At 73.8% G+C, this 17,890-nt stretch carries 13 protein-coding genes and 1 pseudogene; 13 read left to right on the top strand and 1 reads right to left on the bottom strand.

Annotation, left to right across the window (positions count from 1 at the left end):
• Positions 1–27 precede the first annotated feature (27 nt).
• Complete coding sequence (locus tag ABZ449_RS07645) at positions 28–1,659, top strand: hypothetical protein (RefSeq protein WP_360341811.1); 1,632 nt, start codon at positions 28–30, stop codon at positions 1,657–1,659.
• A 322-nt stretch (positions 1,660–1,981) separates the two neighbouring features.
• Positions 1,982–3,709, top strand: coding sequence for a DUF4157 domain-containing protein (locus tag ABZ449_RS07650; RefSeq protein ID WP_360342032.1), 1,728 nt, complete (start codon positions 1,982–1,984; stop codon positions 3,707–3,709).
• Between the two features lie 394 nt (positions 3,710–4,103).
• Here ABZ449_RS07650 and ABZ449_RS07655 read toward each other — a convergent pair whose 3' ends face one another.
• Positions 4,104–4,751 carry a hypothetical protein gene (locus tag ABZ449_RS07655; protein WP_360341814.1) on the bottom strand — a complete coding sequence of 216 codons (648 nt, stop codon included), beginning with the start codon at positions 4,749–4,751 and terminating at the stop codon, positions 4,104–4,106.
• A gap of 174 nt (positions 4,752–4,925) precedes the next feature.
• Here ABZ449_RS07655 and ABZ449_RS07660 point away from each other — a divergent pair, with 174 nt between their 5' ends.
• The 11 genes and pseudogenes from ABZ449_RS07660 (at position 4,926) to ABZ449_RS07710 (ending at position 17,857) form a co-directional block, all read left to right on the top strand.
• Complete coding sequence (locus ABZ449_RS07660) at positions 4,926–5,318, top strand: hypothetical protein (protein ID WP_360341817.1); 393 nt, start codon at positions 4,926–4,928, stop codon at positions 5,316–5,318.
• A gap of 39 nt (positions 5,319–5,357) precedes the next feature.
• A complete protein-coding gene (locus tag ABZ449_RS07665; protein WP_360341820.1) occupies positions 5,358–6,026 on the top strand; it encodes a hypothetical protein in 669 nt (222 codons plus the stop codon).
• Between the two features lie 326 nt (positions 6,027–6,352).
• Positions 6,353–6,520, top strand: a pseudogene (locus tag ABZ449_RS07670) (rRNA adenine N-6-methyltransferase family protein); the annotation flags it as partial.
• Positions 6,521–6,608: 88 nt separating this feature from the next.
• The gene (locus tag ABZ449_RS07675) at positions 6,609–7,172 is read left to right on the top strand and encodes a hypothetical protein (RefSeq protein ID WP_360342041.1); all 564 of its coding nucleotides are present in this window, start codon (positions 6,609–6,611) and stop codon (positions 7,170–7,172) included.
• Between the two features lie 329 nt (positions 7,173–7,501).
• Positions 7,502–8,983 (top strand): hypothetical protein, encoded by a 1,482-nt coding sequence (locus ABZ449_RS07680; protein ID WP_360342043.1) that lies wholly within the window; start codon positions 7,502–7,504, stop codon positions 8,981–8,983.
• 177 nt (positions 8,984–9,160) lie between these two features.
• Positions 9,161–9,895 (top strand): hypothetical protein, encoded by a 735-nt coding sequence (locus ABZ449_RS07685; RefSeq protein WP_360341823.1) that lies wholly within the window; start codon positions 9,161–9,163, stop codon positions 9,893–9,895.
• A 150-nt stretch (positions 9,896–10,045) separates the two neighbouring features.
• Positions 10,046–12,142, top strand: a complete 2,097-nt coding sequence (locus ABZ449_RS07690; protein WP_360341826.1) for a bifunctional polysaccharide deacetylase/glycosyltransferase family 2 protein — start codon at positions 10,046–10,048, stop codon at positions 12,140–12,142.
• A gap of 344 nt (positions 12,143–12,486) precedes the next feature.
• Positions 12,487–13,371 (top strand): S1 family peptidase, encoded by an 885-nt coding sequence (locus ABZ449_RS07695; protein ID WP_360341829.1) that lies wholly within the window; start codon positions 12,487–12,489, stop codon positions 13,369–13,371.
• Between the two features lie 160 nt (positions 13,372–13,531).
• Positions 13,532–14,434: a trypsin-like serine protease gene (locus ABZ449_RS07700; RefSeq protein ID WP_360341832.1), complete on the top strand. Its 903-nt coding sequence runs from the start codon at positions 13,532–13,534 to the stop codon at positions 14,432–14,434.
• Between the two features lie 238 nt (positions 14,435–14,672).
• Positions 14,673–16,334 carry a phospholipase D-like domain-containing protein gene (locus tag ABZ449_RS07705; RefSeq protein ID WP_360341835.1) on the top strand — a complete coding sequence of 554 codons (1,662 nt, stop codon included), beginning with the start codon at positions 14,673–14,675 and terminating at the stop codon, positions 16,332–16,334.
• A gap of 176 nt (positions 16,335–16,510) precedes the next feature.
• Entirely contained in the window at positions 16,511–17,857 is a 1,347-nt protein-coding gene (locus ABZ449_RS07710; protein ID WP_360341838.1) for a GAF domain-containing SpoIIE family protein phosphatase, read from the top strand.
• The last annotated feature ends 33 nt before the right edge of the window (positions 17,858–17,890 follow it).

The raw sequence follows: 17,890 nt of genomic DNA on the forward strand, positions 1-17,890 counted from the left end.
CCGTCGCGCACCTGGGGAGGAAAACGCATGCAGGACCCTGCGGACCCGGCGACGGAAGCGACGGTCCTGGTGGAGGTGATCCCCGGGGTCGCCGCCGTCCTCGGTGAGGTCCCGGCGGAACTCAGGCCCGATCTGATCGACCTCGGGCTCGTGCCGGCCACCGACCGCGAGCAGCTCTCCACCGTCCTCGCCTCGATCGGCAACACGGCGACGGTGGCCGGCAACCTCGGAAACGCGTTCGCCGGTGTGCAGGGGCTCTACCGGCTCAGCGACGCCACCCAGGCCCTGCTGAAGGCCGGCGGAACGCTCGCCGTCAAGGACGGCGCGAACCTCGGAACGGTGCTCCTCAACGGCGGCCTCGCCCAGGCCCGCCTCATCCCGGTGACCGCGGTGAGCGCGGCGCAGACCGTGGCCGCGATCGGGCCGGCGCTGGCCATGGTCGCCCTGCAGATGCAGCTGAGCGAGATCTCCGGCCTCGTCCGGACCAACATCGCGCTGACCGGCCAGGTCCTCACCACCGTCCGCAACGAGCAGTGGGCCGAACTCACGGGGCTGGTCGACGCGGTCGATCGCGCCGTCGAGCAGGCGCGGCAGGTCGAATCCGTCCCGGCCACCCTGTGGGACAACATCGCGGGCAGTGAGGCGTCACTGCGCAAGCAGCTCGACCTGTACCGACGGAACGTCCGCGGCCACGTCGGGCAGATCGATCCGGCCGACACCCCTCGCCGCCGCGAGTACGTCCAGGCGAACGCCGAGGCGATCGTCTTCGACTCCCACGCCCTGCTGTCCACCGTCCAGGCATGGACCGGGTACCAGGCGCTCCGGGCCGGACGGGCGAGAGCCGCCGGACGCGAACTCCCCGACGAGGCACGGCTCGTCGACGTCATCGCGCGCGACACCCGCACGGAGCTCGACTCCGCCCTGGCCGAGACGACGAGCCTCGTCGACGCGCTGACCCGGGAACTGCGCGTCATCGCCGAGCTCCCCGGGCGTGACACCCTGTCGCAGTCGCTGCCGGGCAAGCGGAGGGACGCGAAGGCGCTCCGGCAGACCTCCGCCCTACTGCTGGAGGCGATCAGGCCGCTGGCCGACGCCCTCCACCCGCCGGCCCCCGCGCTGAAGGCTCCGGGCGTCCTCTGCGCACCCGAATCCCTGGACCTCGAACCGTACCTGCGCATCCTGCGCTGGTTCCTCGAGGACGACGAGACCCTCCAGGCCCTCGGCTTCCCCGACGAGCTCGACGCCCTCGGTCCGATCTCCGCCATTCTCGGCGGAGCGAAGGAGAAGCTGGCAGCGGCGCTGGACAAGGCCACGGCAAGGACCCTGGTCGCCGTCACGGACCGCCGGATCATGACGGCCAGGACGAACGCCTTCCTCGAACAGGGCGAGATCCGTCTGGACATCCCGATCGACCGAGTGCGCTACGTCCGGGCGGCGGCCACCCAGGACCGCGGCGCGCGCCCGGCGATCGACCTCATCACCCGCGACGAGAGCATCCGCTGGCTCTTCCGCGCCGACATCGACACCACGCAGGTGGACGCGCTCGCCGCCGTGCTCGCCGAGTCGATGACGATCCCGGACAGCGAGCGCGAGGCGCTTCTTCGGCTGCGCCCCGCCGTGGGCAGCCGTTCCGGAGAGCCGGCCGAAGCCGGCGGCTGAGGGAGCGGTGCAGCCGGCGGGCGCGGGGCTTTCGGGCAGAGTTCGCTGCCCTTTGGGGTACGGCCGTCCTTGCGGGGCGAACCGGGTGGGATCCTGGGCCGTGAGCGTGCGGTGGCCACCGCGGCCGACCCGGCCACGTCCTCGCCACCCGGGGTCAGGAGCGGCAGTGCGAGCACAGGAACGCGACGACCAGCGGGCCGGACGGCCGGCGGTGCGGCGTACGGCTGCGGCCGCGTCCAAGCGGACGGCGGCGGAGACTCCGGCAACCGGGCGGAGCCTGCTCGCGCTCCAGGCCTCGGTCGGGAACGCCGCCGTCGTGCAGATGATGCGCCGGGGCGGGGCGCTGCACGCCGGGCACCTCGCACAGGGGGATTCGGCACGGTTCGCGGTGCGGCGCTCCACCGTGTTCGAGGTCCTGCGGACCGGCGGTCGGCCGCTCGACGGTGCGACCCGCACCGAGATGGAGAACCGCCTCGGCGCCGACTTCTCCGACGTCCGGATCCATGACGACAGCGCCGCCAGAGCCTCCGCCGCCGAGGTCGGCGCCAGCGCCTACACCAGCGGCCACCACGTGGTGCTCGGTGACGGTGGCGACGACAAGCACACCCTGGCCCACGAGTTGACGCACGTCATCCAGCAGCGCCGGGGTCCGGTCGCGGGCACCGACACCGGCGCGGGCCTGCGCGTGTCCGACCCCTCCGACCGTTTCGAACGCGAAGCCGAGGCCAACGCCCGGCGGGTGATGGCGGGGAGCGGGACGGCCCCGATGGCGCCGGCCTCGGCGGTGCCGGCCCCCGGACGGGGGAGCCGGCCCTCGGAGGTCCTGCCGATCGCCCGCCTGATGAGCGTGGAGGCCTTCAAGCAGCGGAGCTCTGTGAAGAAGAGCATCCGTCCCAGTGCGCTGAAGAAGCTGGACACGGCGCTGGAGCGGTTCCACGCGATTCCGGAACAGCAGTTCTCCGCCCGCTCGCAGCAACTGGAGACGATCGTCCAACTGTGCCTCACCGCCCAGGAGGAGCTGAAGGACGGCCCGCGCAAGAACGCGACCTTCGACCTCATGAACGAGGCGGCCACCGAGAAGAACGGGATGGCCCTGGACGTCGCCGTCGAGACCGCCATGCGCCAGGCCCGCCAGGAGCAGCCCATCTACGACTGCCTGGAGCGCTACCAGCGGCGCGACGACGAGTCCGGCGGGTTCGTCCACCTCATGGAGGCGAACGACCTGCTCGCGCGGCACGCGGCGACGCCGGACGGCAAGGACCTCGGCGTTCTCAGCGCCCTGGTCCAGGACCTCATGAGCCGTGCGGTCCACGCGCTGACCCCGGAGCAGAAGGCCTACCTCGTCCGCCGGGACCTGGCGCGGATCGAGGCGCTGCGCGACACGCTGACGGACGGCACCCTGAAGCGGATCCTGACCGAGGTGCTGACCGGCACGGACCAGGTCAACTTCGAGGCCGGTGGCGCGGGTGCCAAGCTCGGCGGGCCGACGGGGCAGGCCTACACGGTCAAGCACGGGCTCACCCAGCCGGACGGGACCGTCGAGCGCACGGGGTCGCTGGTCCACGAACTCACGCACGTCGCCACGCACCGGACGTACGGGAACTCGGCGGTCATGCTGATGCTCCCGCTGAGCATGAGCGAGGCGGAGGCCATCGCCCTGGCCAAGCACCGCACGGCCCGGATCGGCGAACTCGAAGCACTGCTCGCCCGGGAGAGCGCCACCATCCCGGAATCGCACACCGCGCTGATCAGGAACAAGCTGAACTACGCCAAGGGCGACAAGCTCTCGACGTACGTCGCCAACTTCAGGGCCAAACTGACGGCCGACGGCGACTACGAGCGGCTCTCGCAGCTGGCGAGCCGGATCCCGGAGGGCAGCAGCACGCTCGTCGAGTACGACACGGTGCTCAACCAGCTGCTGGTGATGATGCACGAGTGGGGCATGGGGCCGGAGTCGGCGTTCCGCAACCGGGTGGAGGCGCTGGCCCAGGAGCGGTACGAACACCGGCAGTCCGGTTCCACCGAGCCCGCCCCGGCCGCGACCGTCTGACCCGTCCATCCCACAGCGGCTGCCCCCCCCCCGCGCTGGCGGGGATCAGCCGAGCGAGCACCTGGTGCGGCGCTACCACGAGGAGTCCTCCCCGCGCAGGCGGCGGTCAGCCGATCCACAGCGTCGGGGTCGGCGGGCAGGGGACGGTCCGCGGCGCGGAAGCCATCCCCTGGCGGGGTAGCTCCTGCGTTCCTGTTGGTCCGAAAGGGCCACGCCCACAATCCGGGGAATGCCGCGAGCAGGGCACCGAGCGGCGATCCAATGGACCGGTCGCCCCGATCGATTCGAACCGAGGAGTCCCCATGCGTCGTGCCCTTACCGCAGCTGCCGTGTGCGCCGCGATCGCCGCCCTCACGCTCGCAAGTGCGGGGCTCGCCAACGCCGAGGACTGGGTCTACCCACAACAGTGCCTGGACGGGGGCGGGCAGGTCTTCCAGATCGAGCCCGGGCTGGGCAACTGCGTCGGCGGGCAGTACGACGGCTTCGAGGTACACGCGCGAGCCTGAGCCCTCGTCGGCACGGTGACTCGGCACAGAGCGGTCTGCTCGTAGTCAGGCACGTCGAAATGGGTGATCCTGGCCGGATCGAGGCCGACCTCGGTCAGCAGGCGGGCCTCGCGGGCGTTGCGGACGAAGACGCGTTCGTGGAGGAGTTCGGGGCACCGGCCCACCAGGGCCGGGCAGGGGCGGAGCACTCCGAACAGGCCCGGCCGGCGCCCGCCGACGTTGGCGGCCATCCCGCAGGCGTACCGCGGCGAGACCACGGAGGTGTCGAGCTGAGCCCTGGTGGTCAGCGCCTTCCACGCCTCGGCCTCCACCGCAGCCGCCAGCTCGGCCCGCTGACTTGCCGACAGCTCCGCCCACCCGGCCCGGCCCGTCGCCAGATCGGCCACCACCGGGGAGAGCCGGGCCACGTTCTCGTCGCGGACGTCGAAGCCGTCAGCGCGCAGCCGGGCCAGGGCGGCGTCCATGGCCGTTGCCGAGGTGACCAGCCTCCTCGCCCCCGGCGTGCCGGTGAGCACGGCGGTGGATACCGCTTCCATCCGTCAATGCAGCGATCTTCCGTACCGCGAACGGTCCTTTCGCCGGAAGGGTCCGGCGGTTCTCCGCGCGAGCGACACTGCGCCCGTGATGATGATCCCGTCTGCTTGACGATCACGTTGCGGAGGCGATGAGCGATGGGGAAGTTCCGAGTGGAGCCCGGAGGGTCCGAGGCTGTGGAGCTGACTCCGGGTGAATCGGCGGGCTTGCCCGGCGTGCGGGTCCTGGGCGTCTCCTCATCGGAACCGCTGAAGCCGCAGCGTGTCACGGTGGCACTGCCTCCGGAAGGCTTCGGCCTGAGGTGGGGAACGGCATCCGGGCCGGAGTATGTTCTGGTCGTAGCCGGCGGCAGCCCCTACGTGGGCCAGCTCAGCATGGACGGTCAGTCGATCGCCTTCGAGGACGTCGCCCTCGCGGCGCCCGGCGAGGAGACCCTGCTGAGCGTGCCCGTATGGGTCGGCTGGGAGTACAACCCGGGGAATCCGGTGAGCACGTTCCTGCAGTTCGCCGTCGGAGACCAGACGTCGCGCTCGACCACCATCACGATCAAGGAGGCGGTCGAGGAGTAGTGGCCAGCGGCCGGGAAACCGGAGGCCGCGCCGGCCGGCATGGACGGGCAGGACGCCGAGTTCGCCCGCGCCGCGATGCCCGGCGCCCACTACGTGAACCACCCCTGGCGGATCCGGGCGGCCGAGCACAAGCCCGCCCAGCTCGACGCCGCGCTCGCGGCCGGCTTCGCCGTCCCCGACACGATCGTCACCACCGACCCCGATCAGGCCCGCGCCTTCTGCGCCGAGCAGCCGGGCGGGGCGGTCTACAAGCCGCTGTGGAACTCCCCCTACACGGACGGGGACGGCCAGCCGGTGCAGGCCTGGGTCGCCGAGGTCTCGCCGGACGAGATCACCGACGCCGTCGCCGCCTGCCCGCACCCCTTCCAGGCCCGCCTGGCCAAGGACTTCGATGTGCGGCTCACCGCCGTGGGCACCGAGCTCTTCGCCGTCCGCATCGACAGCCCGGACCTGGACTGGCGCCGCCGCCAGCACCTGCTCACCCACACTCCGATCGACGTCCCGACGTCGGCGCGCCGCTCCGTGGCCCGTTACCTGGAGCACTTCCGGCTCGTCTACGGCGCTTTCGACTTCGCCGTCACCGCAGACGGCCGCTGGCACTTCCTCGAGTGCAACAGCAACGGGCAGTGGGCGTTCTTCCCGCCTCCGGCCACCGACGCCATCGCCACGGCGATCGCCGACCAGCTCCAGAAGGGCCCCGCCGCATGACCACCACCGCAGCCGCCGCGGATCTGCGCGCGGCCCTCGTCGGGCAGCTCACCGGCGGCGGAGGCCTCACCGACCCGCACTGGCGCGCCGCCGCGGCGGCCGTACCGCGCGAGGCCTTCGTCGGCGACCACTTCCGCGAAGTCCCCGGCTCCTTCCCCACCTCCTACGAACCGGTCCGCGCGGGCGACGACGGCTGGCTGGAGGCCGTCTACACCAACCAGACCCTCATCACCCAGCTCGACAGCCGGATCCACCCCGCCGACACCGACGGGCCGGTCACCGGATCCCCCTCCTCCTCGTCCACCCTGCCCTCCCTGGTCCTGCGCATGTGGCAGCAACTCGACGTCCACACCGGCCATCGCGTCCTGGAGATCGGCACCGGCACCGGCTACTCCACCGCGCTGGGCGCCCACCGCCTCGGCGAGGAGAACATCGTCAGCATCGAAGTCGACCCCGGCCTCGCCGAACGCGCCGCCACCTCCCTCGAAACCGCCAGGTACACCCCGCACCTGGTCGTCGGCGACGGCCTCGCCGGCCACAAGCCCCTGGCCCCCGTACGACCGGCTCATCGCGACCTGCGCGGTGCGCACGCTGCCCTACCCCTGGCTGCACCAGGTCAAGCCCGGCGGAAGAATCCTCGTCACCTTCTCCGGCTGGCAGTACGGCTACGGCCTCGCCCTGCTGACCGTCACCGACCCCGGCGAGGCCACCGGCCGCTTCCTGCCCGGCTGGACCAGCTTCATGACCGCCCGCCCCCACGACCGCCCCCCACGCCAGAACCCCACCCTGCTCCCCGGCGACGAACGCCCCACCCGCATCGACCCCACCACCATCACCACCTGGACCGGAACCTGGGTCGCCCAACTCGCCGCCCCCTCCGCCGAACGCATCACCGCCGGCGACCAGCAGATCCTCGTCGACCACGCCACCGGCTCCCAGGCCCGCACCCAACCCGACGGCCACGGCGGCTGGACCGTCACCCAACGCGGCCCGCTACGCCTGTGGGACCAGGTCGAGGACGCCATCGAGGCCTGGCAGGCGGCCGGCGCACCGCACCAGGAGCACTTCGGCATCACCGTCACCGGCGACGGCCAGCGGGTCTGGCTCGGCGACGAGGACGGGCCCGGCTGGCGCCTGCCGGTGTGACCGTGCTGCCTACGCGGAGCCCGTGCCGGAGGAGAGTGACGCGTCGGGAACGGAGGCAGCCTCGGTGCGCCGACGCCTCGGACGCTGGTGGCAGTTGGCGACCACGGCACCCGGGGGGCCGTCCGCGCACAAGCTCACCGGAAGAGCGCAGGGCGCACTCGACGCGGTGGCGTCCGGACGTCGGATCTCGACCGCGCTGCGGACCGAGGTCCGCTCCGCGCACGCGGGGATGTCTCCTGTACGCGCCGTTGGCGACGGCCTGGCCGTCCGTCGGCCTTGCGACGCCCAGCGCCAGGAACCGGACCGGCGTTCCCTGGGATGCGGCGGCCGTGGACCGTCGTCTGTCGCAGGCCCGCGGCCAGTTCGACTCCACCGCCAAGGCCCCGGGCGACTACTACGCGGAAGACGTCGGCAAGGCCACCAAGGCCGCCGCCGACCTCGACAAGGCCGTGGAACAGACCATGGGAGGCGGACCGGGAATCCCCGACGCCAACCGGGCGTGGTGGGACTCGCTGGACCCGGCCACCCGCCAGCAGTTCCTCCAGGACCACCCGGACAGGATCGGCGCGCTGGACGGCCTGCTCGCCAGGGCCGGAAGACCCTTCCCTGCGGCGGGTGCACCGCTTGGATCGAGTCCACGCCGTCCCTCCGGAGCAATGGCCCCGCCGCTGACCCTGCCGATAGCGACCACCCGCGGCCCCGGCGGGTGGCAGGATGCGCGGGTGGAGGAGATCCTGCGGGCCGCCGAGCGATTGTTGGCCACCTCGTTGTCCGAGCCCGTCGACCTGGGTGGGAGCGCCCGCAGCGCGGTGCTGCGCTGCCGGACGGCCGACGGGCGGAGCGTCATCGTCAAGGCCTACACCGGCGGGCCCGACGCCCTGCGAGGGTTCACCGCGGAGGCGGCCGGGCTCGCGCTCGGCCTGGCGGGCCCGCCGCTGCTCGGGGTGGATCCGGACGTGCCGCTGGTGGTGCTGGCGGACCTCGGGGACGCGCCCAGCCTGGCGGACGTGCTGCTGGGGGACGACCCGAAGGCGGCCGAGGAGGGGCTGCTGGCCTGGGCGGGCGGGCTCGGCCGGCTGGCGGCCCGGTCGGTGGACCGCCGGGCCGACCTCACCCGGCTGTGGGCGCGGTACGCCAAGGGGATGCCGACCTGGGCGGACGAGCCGTGGATCCGGCGCAACGCCGCCGTCTTCCCCGGGGTGCTCGAAGCGGCCGGCGTCGCGGTGCCGGACGGGCTGGCCGAGGAGCTGGAGCGGATCGGGACGGCGGGCGGGGAGGAGTACCCGGCGTTCACTCCGGGGGACACCTGCCCGGACAACAACTTGCTCACCCCGCAGGGGCTCCGGCTGCTGGACTTCGAAGTCGCCTGCTACCAGTCGGTGTTCCTGACCGCGGCGTACTGCCGGATGCCGTTCGCCACCTGCTGGTGCGTCTTCGCCCTCCCCGCCGGGCTCGCCCGGCGGATCGAGGAGGCGTACCGGGCCGAGGTCGTCCCGGTGTATCCGGCGCTGGCCGAGGACTCGGTGTGGGAGGCCGGGATGCGGCAGGCCGTCGCCGTGTGGACGGTGAACGCGACCGTACGCCTGCTTCCGCGCACCGCCGAGGACCGCCCGACGCACCGCACGCGGCGGCCGGTGCCGACCTGGCGCCAGGTGCTCAGGCACCGATGGGAGACGGCGGCGGCACTCGACGGGCTCCCCGCGTTCACGGAGACGATGCGGCTGCTGCACGAGGTCGCCGACGGTTGGGGGACGGCCCCGCTGCCGGGCTACCCCTGCTTCGCGCCGGGCCGGGCCGCACACGACGGGTGACGGCCGCGCCGCCCGTGCCGCCGCGGGCGTGGACGGTGCCGCCGCGCCCGAGGGGGTGTGACAAACAGCCGCGGTCCGGCGCTGAACAGGTACGACCACCGCACCGTGCGGTCCGCCGGGACCGGCGGGCGCAGCCGTGGTAGCCCTGTGAACCGACGACATCTGGACTCCGACACCGTGCCCGTCACACCGTACGGCCCGTGGCCGACCGCCGAGGAACAGCCACATCCTCCACTGGTCCCGAGGTATGTTCGGGGCCTGCCGGCCGACGAACCGCCCGCCGCCACCCCGACCGACCACCTCGCCCCCGTGGCCGGTCCCGTCGGCCACCATCCGTGGTCCGACGACGCGCAGGACCCGCCGACCGCCGAGCTGCCCGCCGTCACCGATGCCCCGGGCGGGCAGCCCCCGTCCGTGCCCCCGCCCGTGTTCGTCGACGCCTCCGGACGCCGTCAGCGCCGGATCCGCCGGCTGGGGGCGGCGCTGGCCGTGCCGGCGGGTGGGTACCTCGTCCTGTTGGCCAGCACCCTGCTCGGCGGCCCCACCGTGAACGCTCCGTTCCTCCCGGTGCCCCAGCCTCCCGCGCCGAGCGCTCCCTCCCGGGCGGCCACACCGTCAGCGGTGCCCTCCGCCGCTCCGGAGGCCGCCGCGCCGCCCGGCGCGCCGCCCACCGTGGCGCCCGCCCGCCAAGCCGGCGTCGCCCAGGGCGGGGACCGGAACCCGCAGGCGACCGGCGTGCCGGCCGAACCCGCCGCCGGGCAGACCGGCGTCCCCGTCGGTACCGGCTCGCCGGCTCCCGGCGCCACCTCCGCGGCACCGCCGAGCGCACCGCCCGCCGCCGCGGCCACCCCCGGGCGCGGCCGTCCCACCGTCCCGCCGGGCAACTCGGGCAACAAGCCCGTCAAGCCCTGACGGCCGGCCGTCCGGGCACCCGGCCCCTGACCCCCTGCCACCAAGGTGGCCCATCCCATGACCCGCACCCCGAAAGCAGCACCCGTGAGCACAGCGCGCCGGCGACGAGCCCCTGCCCCCAACCGCACCCGAAGAGGCCGGCGCGGGGTGGTGAGGCAGCGCCCGGTGCGCACCCACTGGCTGCTGCTCACCGCCCTGTTGCTCACCCTCTCCGGTGCCCTGCTGCTCCAGGGCTACACCCAGCACAGCTTCGACGACCGCCCCGACCAGGCGGCCAGGCACACGAGTGCCGACAGCGTGCCGAAGCAGGTCCTCGACGGCGGTCCGGTGATCGACGCCGCCGGCCCGCAGCCGCGCAGCGCCGCCCCCGGGCCCGGCACGGTCGCCCTCACCTTCGACGACGGCCCCGACCCGACCTGGACCCCGCAGGTCCTCGACGTCCTGCGCCGCGAGGGAGTGCACGCCACCTTCTTCGTGGTCGGCACCCAGGCGGCCGCCCACCCGGACCTGGTCCGCCGGATCGTCGCCGAGGGCCACCAGATCGGCGTGCACACCTTCACCCACACCGACCTCGGCCCCGCGCCCGACTGGCGCCGCTCGCTGGAGCTGCGCGAGACCCAGCTCGTGCTGGCCGGCTCGGCCGGGGTGACCAGCTCCCTGCTGCGGCCGCCGTACTCGTCCAGCCCGGACGCCCTGGACGACCGCCAGTGGGACGCCGTGCGGCGGGCCGGCCAGGCAGGGTACCTGACGGTGCTCACCACCCAGGACAGCGAGGACTGGCGCCGGCCGGGGAGCGCGCAGATCGTGAAGTCGCTCGACGACGCTCCGGCGGGCCCGGGACGGATCGTGCTCATGCACGACGCGGGCGGCGACCGCTCGCAGACCGTGGAGGCGCTCTCCACGGCGTTGCCCCGGTTGAAGGCCCGCGGGTTGCGCTTCGCCACCGTGAGCGAGGCTGTCGGTCTGGCGGACCCCGTCCACCGGGCCGGGACGGCCGACCGGCTCCAGGGGACCGCGTTCATCTGGATCCTCCGGAGCGGTGACTGGACGCTCGCCGTCCTGGGCTGGTTGCTGTGGGCGGCGGGCGTGATCAGCGTGCTGCGCGCCGTGGCCGTCCTGGTGGCCGCGCGCCGGCACAAGCGGCTGCGCCGTCGCCGCTGGGGAGCGCGGGTGACCGAACCGGTCAGCGTGATCGTGCCCGCGTACAACGAGTCCGCCGGGATCGAGGCCGCACTGCGGTCGCTGCTCGCCTCCGACCACCCGGTGGAGGTGATCGTGGTCGACGACGGGTCCACCGACGGCACGGCCGATCTGGTCGAGTCGCTCGACCTGCCGTACACCCGGGTGATCCGGCAGGAGAACGCGGGCAAGCCGGCCGCCCTCAATGCCGGCATCGCGGCCGCCCGCGCGGAGCTGCTGGTGATGGTGGACGGTGACACCGTGTTCGAGCCGGATGCCGTCCGGCACCTGGTGCAGCCGTTCTCCGACCCCTCGGTCGGAGCGGTCTCCGGCAATGCCAAGGTGATCAACCGTGGTGGGCTGCTGGGTCGTTGGCAGCACATCGAGTACGTGGTCGGCTTCAACCTCGATCGCCGGCTGTTCGATCTCGCCGAGTGCATGCCCACCGTGCCCGGAGCGGTCGGCGCCTTCCGCCGCTCCGCGCTGCTGGCGGTCGGCGGCGTGGGCGAGGAGACGCTGGCCGAGGACACCGACCTCACCATGGCGCTCTGCCGGGCCGGTTGGCGGGTGGTCTACGAGGAGCGGGCCAAGGCCTGGACCGAGGCCCCCGCCTCGCTGGGCGCCCTGTGGCGGCAGCGCTACCGCTGGTGCTACGGCACCCTGCAGGCGATGTGGAAGCACCGCGGCGCGCTGTTCCAGGGCGGGCAGGCCGGCAAGCTGGGCCGACGCGGGCTGCTCTACCTGCTGATGTTCCAGGTCCTCCTGCCCCTGCTCGCCCCGGTGGTCGACGTCTTCGCGCTGTACGGACTGGTCTTCCTCGATCCGGTGCGGATCGTCGGGCTGTGGGCGGCGTTCCTGCTGGTCCAGATGCTGATGGGCGCCTACGCCTTCCGGCTCGACAAGGAGCGGCTCGGACCGCTGTGGAGCCTGCCGCTGCAGCAGTTCGTGTACCGGCAGCTGATGTACCTGGTGGTGATCCAGTCGGTCTTCACCGCGCTCGCGGGATCCCGCCTGCGCTGGCAGCGGATGCAGCGGTACGGCACGCTCCGGGTGCCCGCGGGGAGTTGAGCCGGGCCCGCGGGAGGTCGAGCCCGGCCCTGCCGGTCGGCCCGTCGGTCGGTGGGCCCGTGGCGGGGCGGCCCCGGGCCGGAGCACCCGTGGTGGGGGCGTCTGTTCGGCCCGGGGACCGAACAGGCGCCGGCCCGGAGGGTTGTCGAGAAGGTGTGCAGGCCGTGTCCGAGGGCTTGTGCCGTTCCACGGGCCTACCCATACTTCCCGTCAGCGCCTGTCAGGGGCAGCTCATCCGTGGTGGCTCCCCAGAGCCGCCGCCGGGTGTTGGGCGTCCTTCCCTGATCGCGCCTCACGGCCTCCCACACCCTCAGGGGGGCCTCTCACTCCCAGGAGGAGACCCAGTGAGGACCACGCGCACCATCCCCCACACCGGCACCGCGAGGGCCACCCGGCTGCTCGCCGCCGCCGTCGGCCTGCTGTCCGCCACCGCGGTGGCCGCGCCGAGCGCGGTCGCCGCTCCCGTTCCGTCCGCCGGCCAGGCCCGACTGGCGGCGGTGAGCGACGCCGTGCAGCGGACGGACGTCAACGGCATCGCCTGGTACGTCGACCAGGCGTCCGGCCGCGTCGTCGTCACGGCGGACGACACCGTGTCGACGGCCTCGATCGCCAGGATCAGGCAGGCCGCGGGCCCCGACGCGGCCACCCTGCGCATCCAGCGCACCACCGGGACCTTCCGCCCCCTGCTCGCGGCCGGTGACGCCATCTACGGCGGTCAGTACCGCTGTTCGCTCGGCTTCAACGTGGTGAGCGGCTCCACGTACTACTTCCTCACCGCAGGGCACTGCGGGAACGTCGCGAACACCTGGTACACCAACTCCGGTCACTCCACGCTGATCGGAGCGACCGTCAACTCCAGCTTCCCGGGCAACGACTACGCCCTGGTCCGCTACGACAACGCCGCCCTGAGCCACAGCGGCGGGTTCTCCTCCGCCCCGGACGCCGTCGTCGGCGAATCGGTCAAGCGCACCGGGTCGACCAGCGGCACGCACGGCGGGACCGTCACCGGGCTCAACGCCACCGTGCGCTACTCCGACGGCGGCACCGTCCGCGGCATGATCCAGACCAACGTCTGCGCCGAGCCCGGGGATTCGGGCGGTCCGCTGTACGACGGCTCCAAGGCCCTCGGCATCACCTCCGGCGGCAGCGGGGACTGCAGCACCGGCGGCACCACCTTCTTCCAGCCGGCCAACGAGGCACTCGCCAAGTACGGCGTCAGCGTCTTCTGACCCCGATCCTCGTTCCTCCGGCCCGCCGGGCCGGACCCCCGGCCGCGTGCGGCGGCCGGGGACCGGCCCGGCGGGCGCCGGGCATCCACCCGGTGGCACCCCGATGGTGCCGAACAGCGGACGCCGGAGGTTCCGGCGGTCCGGAAGGGAGCTCCCAGCAGTGCCGATCACCGATTTCCGCGCGGTCCTCGGACGGGCGGCAGGCGCCGCCCTCGCGGGCGCGCTCGCCGCGGGCGCGTTCGTCACGGGAACGACGCCCGCCGCCGCGATCAACTCCTACAACGCTTCTCCGGCACCGGAACGCACCGAGGTCGGGGCCTTGGTGGTGCAGTGGGACGACGACGGCGATCCCGCCACGCCGGACCGGGTGGACTGGATGTGCTCGGGCACCATGGTGGACGCCGACACGTTCCTGACCGCCGCGCACTGCACCAGCGACTGGCCGGCCGGCGCCCGTTTCCACGTCTCGCTCGACCAGGACGTCCAGGCCGGTCTGGACGCCGCCCGGGCCGCTCACCCGGGCGACCCGTCGGCCGTCGCCGCGGCGGTGGGCGTCGAGGGGACGGCCCATCAGGACCCGGCCTACCCGGGGCCGTCGTCGGACCCCCACGACATCGCCGTCATCCAGCTGCCGGCGGCGGCCGTGGCCGCGCGCTGGACGTTCACCCCGGCCGCGCTGCCCACGGAGGGCCGGCTCGGCGCGCTCGGGCCGCGGCAGCTCGACGCGACCCCGTTCACCGTCGCCGGCTACGGCACCCAGGAGGCGCAGCGCGGCCCCGGCGGCCTGACGCACCCGGGCGGCGGCGTACGGATGAAGGCACCGGTGGGCTTCGACGCGCTCAACGCTCCGTGGGTGCGGCTGGCGATGACCGCGCCGCAGGGCAACGGCGGTGCCTGCTACGGGGATTCGGGCGGCCCGAACTTCGCCGTGATCGGCGGGCGGTCCCTGCTGGTGGCGACGACCATCACGGGTGACGGTCCGTGCTACGCGACCAATGTCGCGTACCGGCTCGACACGCCCGTCGCCCGGGCGTTCCTCGCCCCGTTCGTCGCTCTTCCCTGACGGAGGGTGAGCCGGGCGGCGCCGCGGCCTCGTGCCGGGCCGCCGCCCGGCGGGAAGGGCCGAAGGGAAGGGCCGGCGGGAAGGGTCGGCGGCGGACATCCGGGGGCCGGTCAGGGGTCGGTCGGGCCGACTCGTGCGCTTGTCATGCCCAAGTTGGACGAGGTGTTACCAGCGGGTAGTCTCTGGGTGTCTTGCGGGCGAACAGCACGATGCCCGCCATGTTCTGAAGGAACCTCACGTGTACCGACCCGGCTCCCGCCGACCCCGTCGCGCCCTGCGCGGCACCCTCGCCGCCGTCGCGGCCACCACTGTCCTCTCGGTCCTGCTGACCGCGCCCTCCCATGCCGTCCCCGCCTCCGCCGCCCCGGCGCAGGGCGCGGACGCCACCCACATCGATGCCGTCGAGCAGGCGCTGCGCGAGGTGTCGCCCGGCCTGGAGGGCACCGTCTGGCAGCGCACCGAGGGCAACGCCCTGGCCGGCGCCGACCGCGTCGGCGGCCCCGCCGACTGGCTGTTCCAGACGCCCGCCTGCTGGGGCGACGCCACCTGCGCCGACCGGCCCGGCACCCGCGCGCTGCTCGCGAAGATGACCGCCGACGTCTCCGCCGCCACCCGGACCGTCGACGTCTCCAGTCTCGCGCCCTTCCCCGACGGCGGGTTCGAGGACGCCCTGGTCGCCGGGCTCAAGGCCTCGGTCGCCGCCGGGCACCGCCCGGTGGTGCGCGTCCTGGTGGGCGCGGTGCCGCTGTACAGCGCCAACGTGCTGCCGTCGCGGTACCGGGACGAGCTGGTCGCCAAGCTCGGACCGGCCGCCTCGTCGGTCAGCCTGAACATCGCCTCGATGACCGCCTCGCGCACCGCCTTCTCCTGGAACCACTCCAAGCTCCTGGTGGTCGACGGACGGACCGTCCTCACCGGCGGCATCAACGGCTGGAGCAAGGACTACATCGACACCGCGCACCCCGTCTCGGACGTCGACCTCGCGCTCGGCGGCCCCGCCGCGACCTCCGCCGGCCGCTACCTGGACACCCTGTGGGAGTGGACCTGCGGCCGGGTCGGCGTCTTCGACAACGCCTGGTTCGCCTCCTCGGACGGCGGCGCCTGCCGCCCGTCGGTCGAACGCGAGCTCAACCCGCCCGCCCCCGCCGCCGGGAACGTCCCGGTGATCGCCGTCGGCGGCCTCGGCGTCGGCATCAAGGACGCGGACCCCTCCTCCGGCTACCGGCCCGGTCCCGTCGCCGGGGCCGCGGACGCCAAGTGCGGCCCGCTGACCCTGCACGACAACACCAACGCCGACCGCGACTACGAGACCGTCAACCCCGAGGAGAACGCCCTGCGCGCCCTCGTCGGCAGCGCCCAGCGGCACGTCGAGATCTCCCAGCAGGACCTGAACGGCACCTGCCCGCCGATCTCGCACCACGACGCCCGGCTCTACGACACGCTGGCCGCCAAGCTGGCCGCCGGGGTCAAGGTGCGGATCGTGGTCAGCGACCCGGCCAACCGGGGCACCGTGGGCAGCGGCGGCTACTCGCAGATGAAGTCCCTCACCGAGATCAGCGACGTGCTGAAGGCCCGGCTCACCGCCCTCACCGGCGACCCGGGCAAGGCCTCCGCGGCCCTGTGCGGCAACCTCCAGCTCGCCTCCTTCCGCGCGGCCCCCGCAGCCACCTGGGCCGACGGGCACCCGTACGCGCTGCACCACAAGCTGGTCGCGGTCGACGACTCGGCCTTCTACATCGGCTCGAAGAACCTGTACCCGGCCTGGTTGCAGGACTTCGGCTACATCGTCGAGGACCGCAACGCGGCCGCGCAGCTCGACCGTGACCTGCTCGGCCCGGAGTGGAAGTACTCGCAGGCCGCCGCCACCGTCGACTGGTCCACCAGGACCTGCCACGCCTGACGGCCGACCAGTGGGTTCTCCCGGCCCCGGCCCGTCTGGGGCGGGAGCCCGCCGCGGGCGGTCCGTCTCCCGGGTCGGGTCCGGCCCGGGCGATCGGACCGACCGCGGCGGGCGCGTGCTCCCGGCCGACCGGCGGTGGCGTGGGTAGCGTTGGCGGTCATGAACGAGGCGATGTGGTGAGCCCCGCGGGGGAGCCCGCCGGGTCACCTGGTGAGGGCGGGCTCCCGGGGCCGGGGGAGGATCCGGACGAGCGGTTGGAGGGCGTCGCCGCGCAGCTGCGCGCCCTGGCGAGGTCGACGGACCGGCTGCAGGGGCTGCTGTCGGCGGTGGTGGCCATCGGCGGCGATCTGGACCTGCCGGCGGTGCTGCACCGCATCGTCACCACGGCCATGGAGCTGGCCGGTGCCCGCTACGGCGCGCTCGCCGTCCTCGCCCCCTCCGGCGACCACCTGGAGCAGTTCGTCACCGCCGGTCTGACGGAGGAGGAGCGCGCGGCACTCGCCGGGATCGACTTCCCGCACGGGTGCGGAGTGCTCGGCCAGCTGATCCGCCACCCCGAGCCGCTGCGCGTGGACGACATCCCCTCCCACCCGGCCTCCGTCGGCTTCCCCCCGGGCCATCCGCCGATGCGGACGCTGCTCGGCGTGGCGGTCACCGTCCGCGGCGAGATCTACGGCGACCTCTACCTCTCCGAGCGCGTGGACGGCCGGCCGTTCGACCAGGACGACGAGGAGATCGTGCGGGCCCTCGCGGGCGCGGCGGGCATCGCCATCGACAACGCCCGTCTGTTCGGCTACCTGCGCGACAGCGCGGAGCAGTTCCAGCGCCTGCTGCTGCCCACGCTGCCGGACCTGGCTCCGTTCTCCGGGGCCGCGGTCTACCGCACCGCCGCCGAACCGGCCGGAGTCGGCGGCGACTGGTACGACGCCGCGGTCCTGCCCGACCAGGCCTGCGTCGCCGTCATCGGCGACGTCGTCGGCCACGACCTGCACGCCGCCGCCGCGATGGCCCAGGCCCGCAACATGCTCCGCGCCCTGCTGTACGACCGGAGGAGCCCGCCCAGCTCGGTGCTGACCCAGCTCGACGTCACCGTGGGCGCGATCACCGACCTGCCCGTCACCACCGCGTGCCTGGCCCGGATCGAACCCGCCGCCGAGGGCTGGACCCTCCACTGGAGCACCGCCGGCCACCTGCCGCCCCTCGTCCTCACCCCCGACGGCCGCGCCCGGTACCTGCAGGGCGAACCCGGCATCCCCCTGGGGATCGATCCCGAGCTCCACCGGCCCGACCACATCCACCCCCTGCCCGCGGGCAGCACCGTCGTCCTGTTCACCGACGGCCTCGTCGAGCACCCCGCCCGTCCCATCGACCACGGCCTGGACGCCCTCGTCGACCTCGTCGCCGCCCACGCCGACCGCCCGCTGGACGAGCTCGTCCGCATCCTCGCCGACCGGCACCCGAGCGACGGCCACGACGACATGGCGATCCTCGCCATCCGCACGCCTCCCGGGGATCCGACCTAGCGGCGCCTGCGCGGGCGCCGCGTGCCGTGGACC

It is taken from the genome of Kitasatospora sp. NPDC005856 (assembly GCF_040629945.1).
Lineage (GTDB): Bacteria > Actinomycetota > Actinomycetes > Streptomycetales > Streptomycetaceae > Kitasatospora.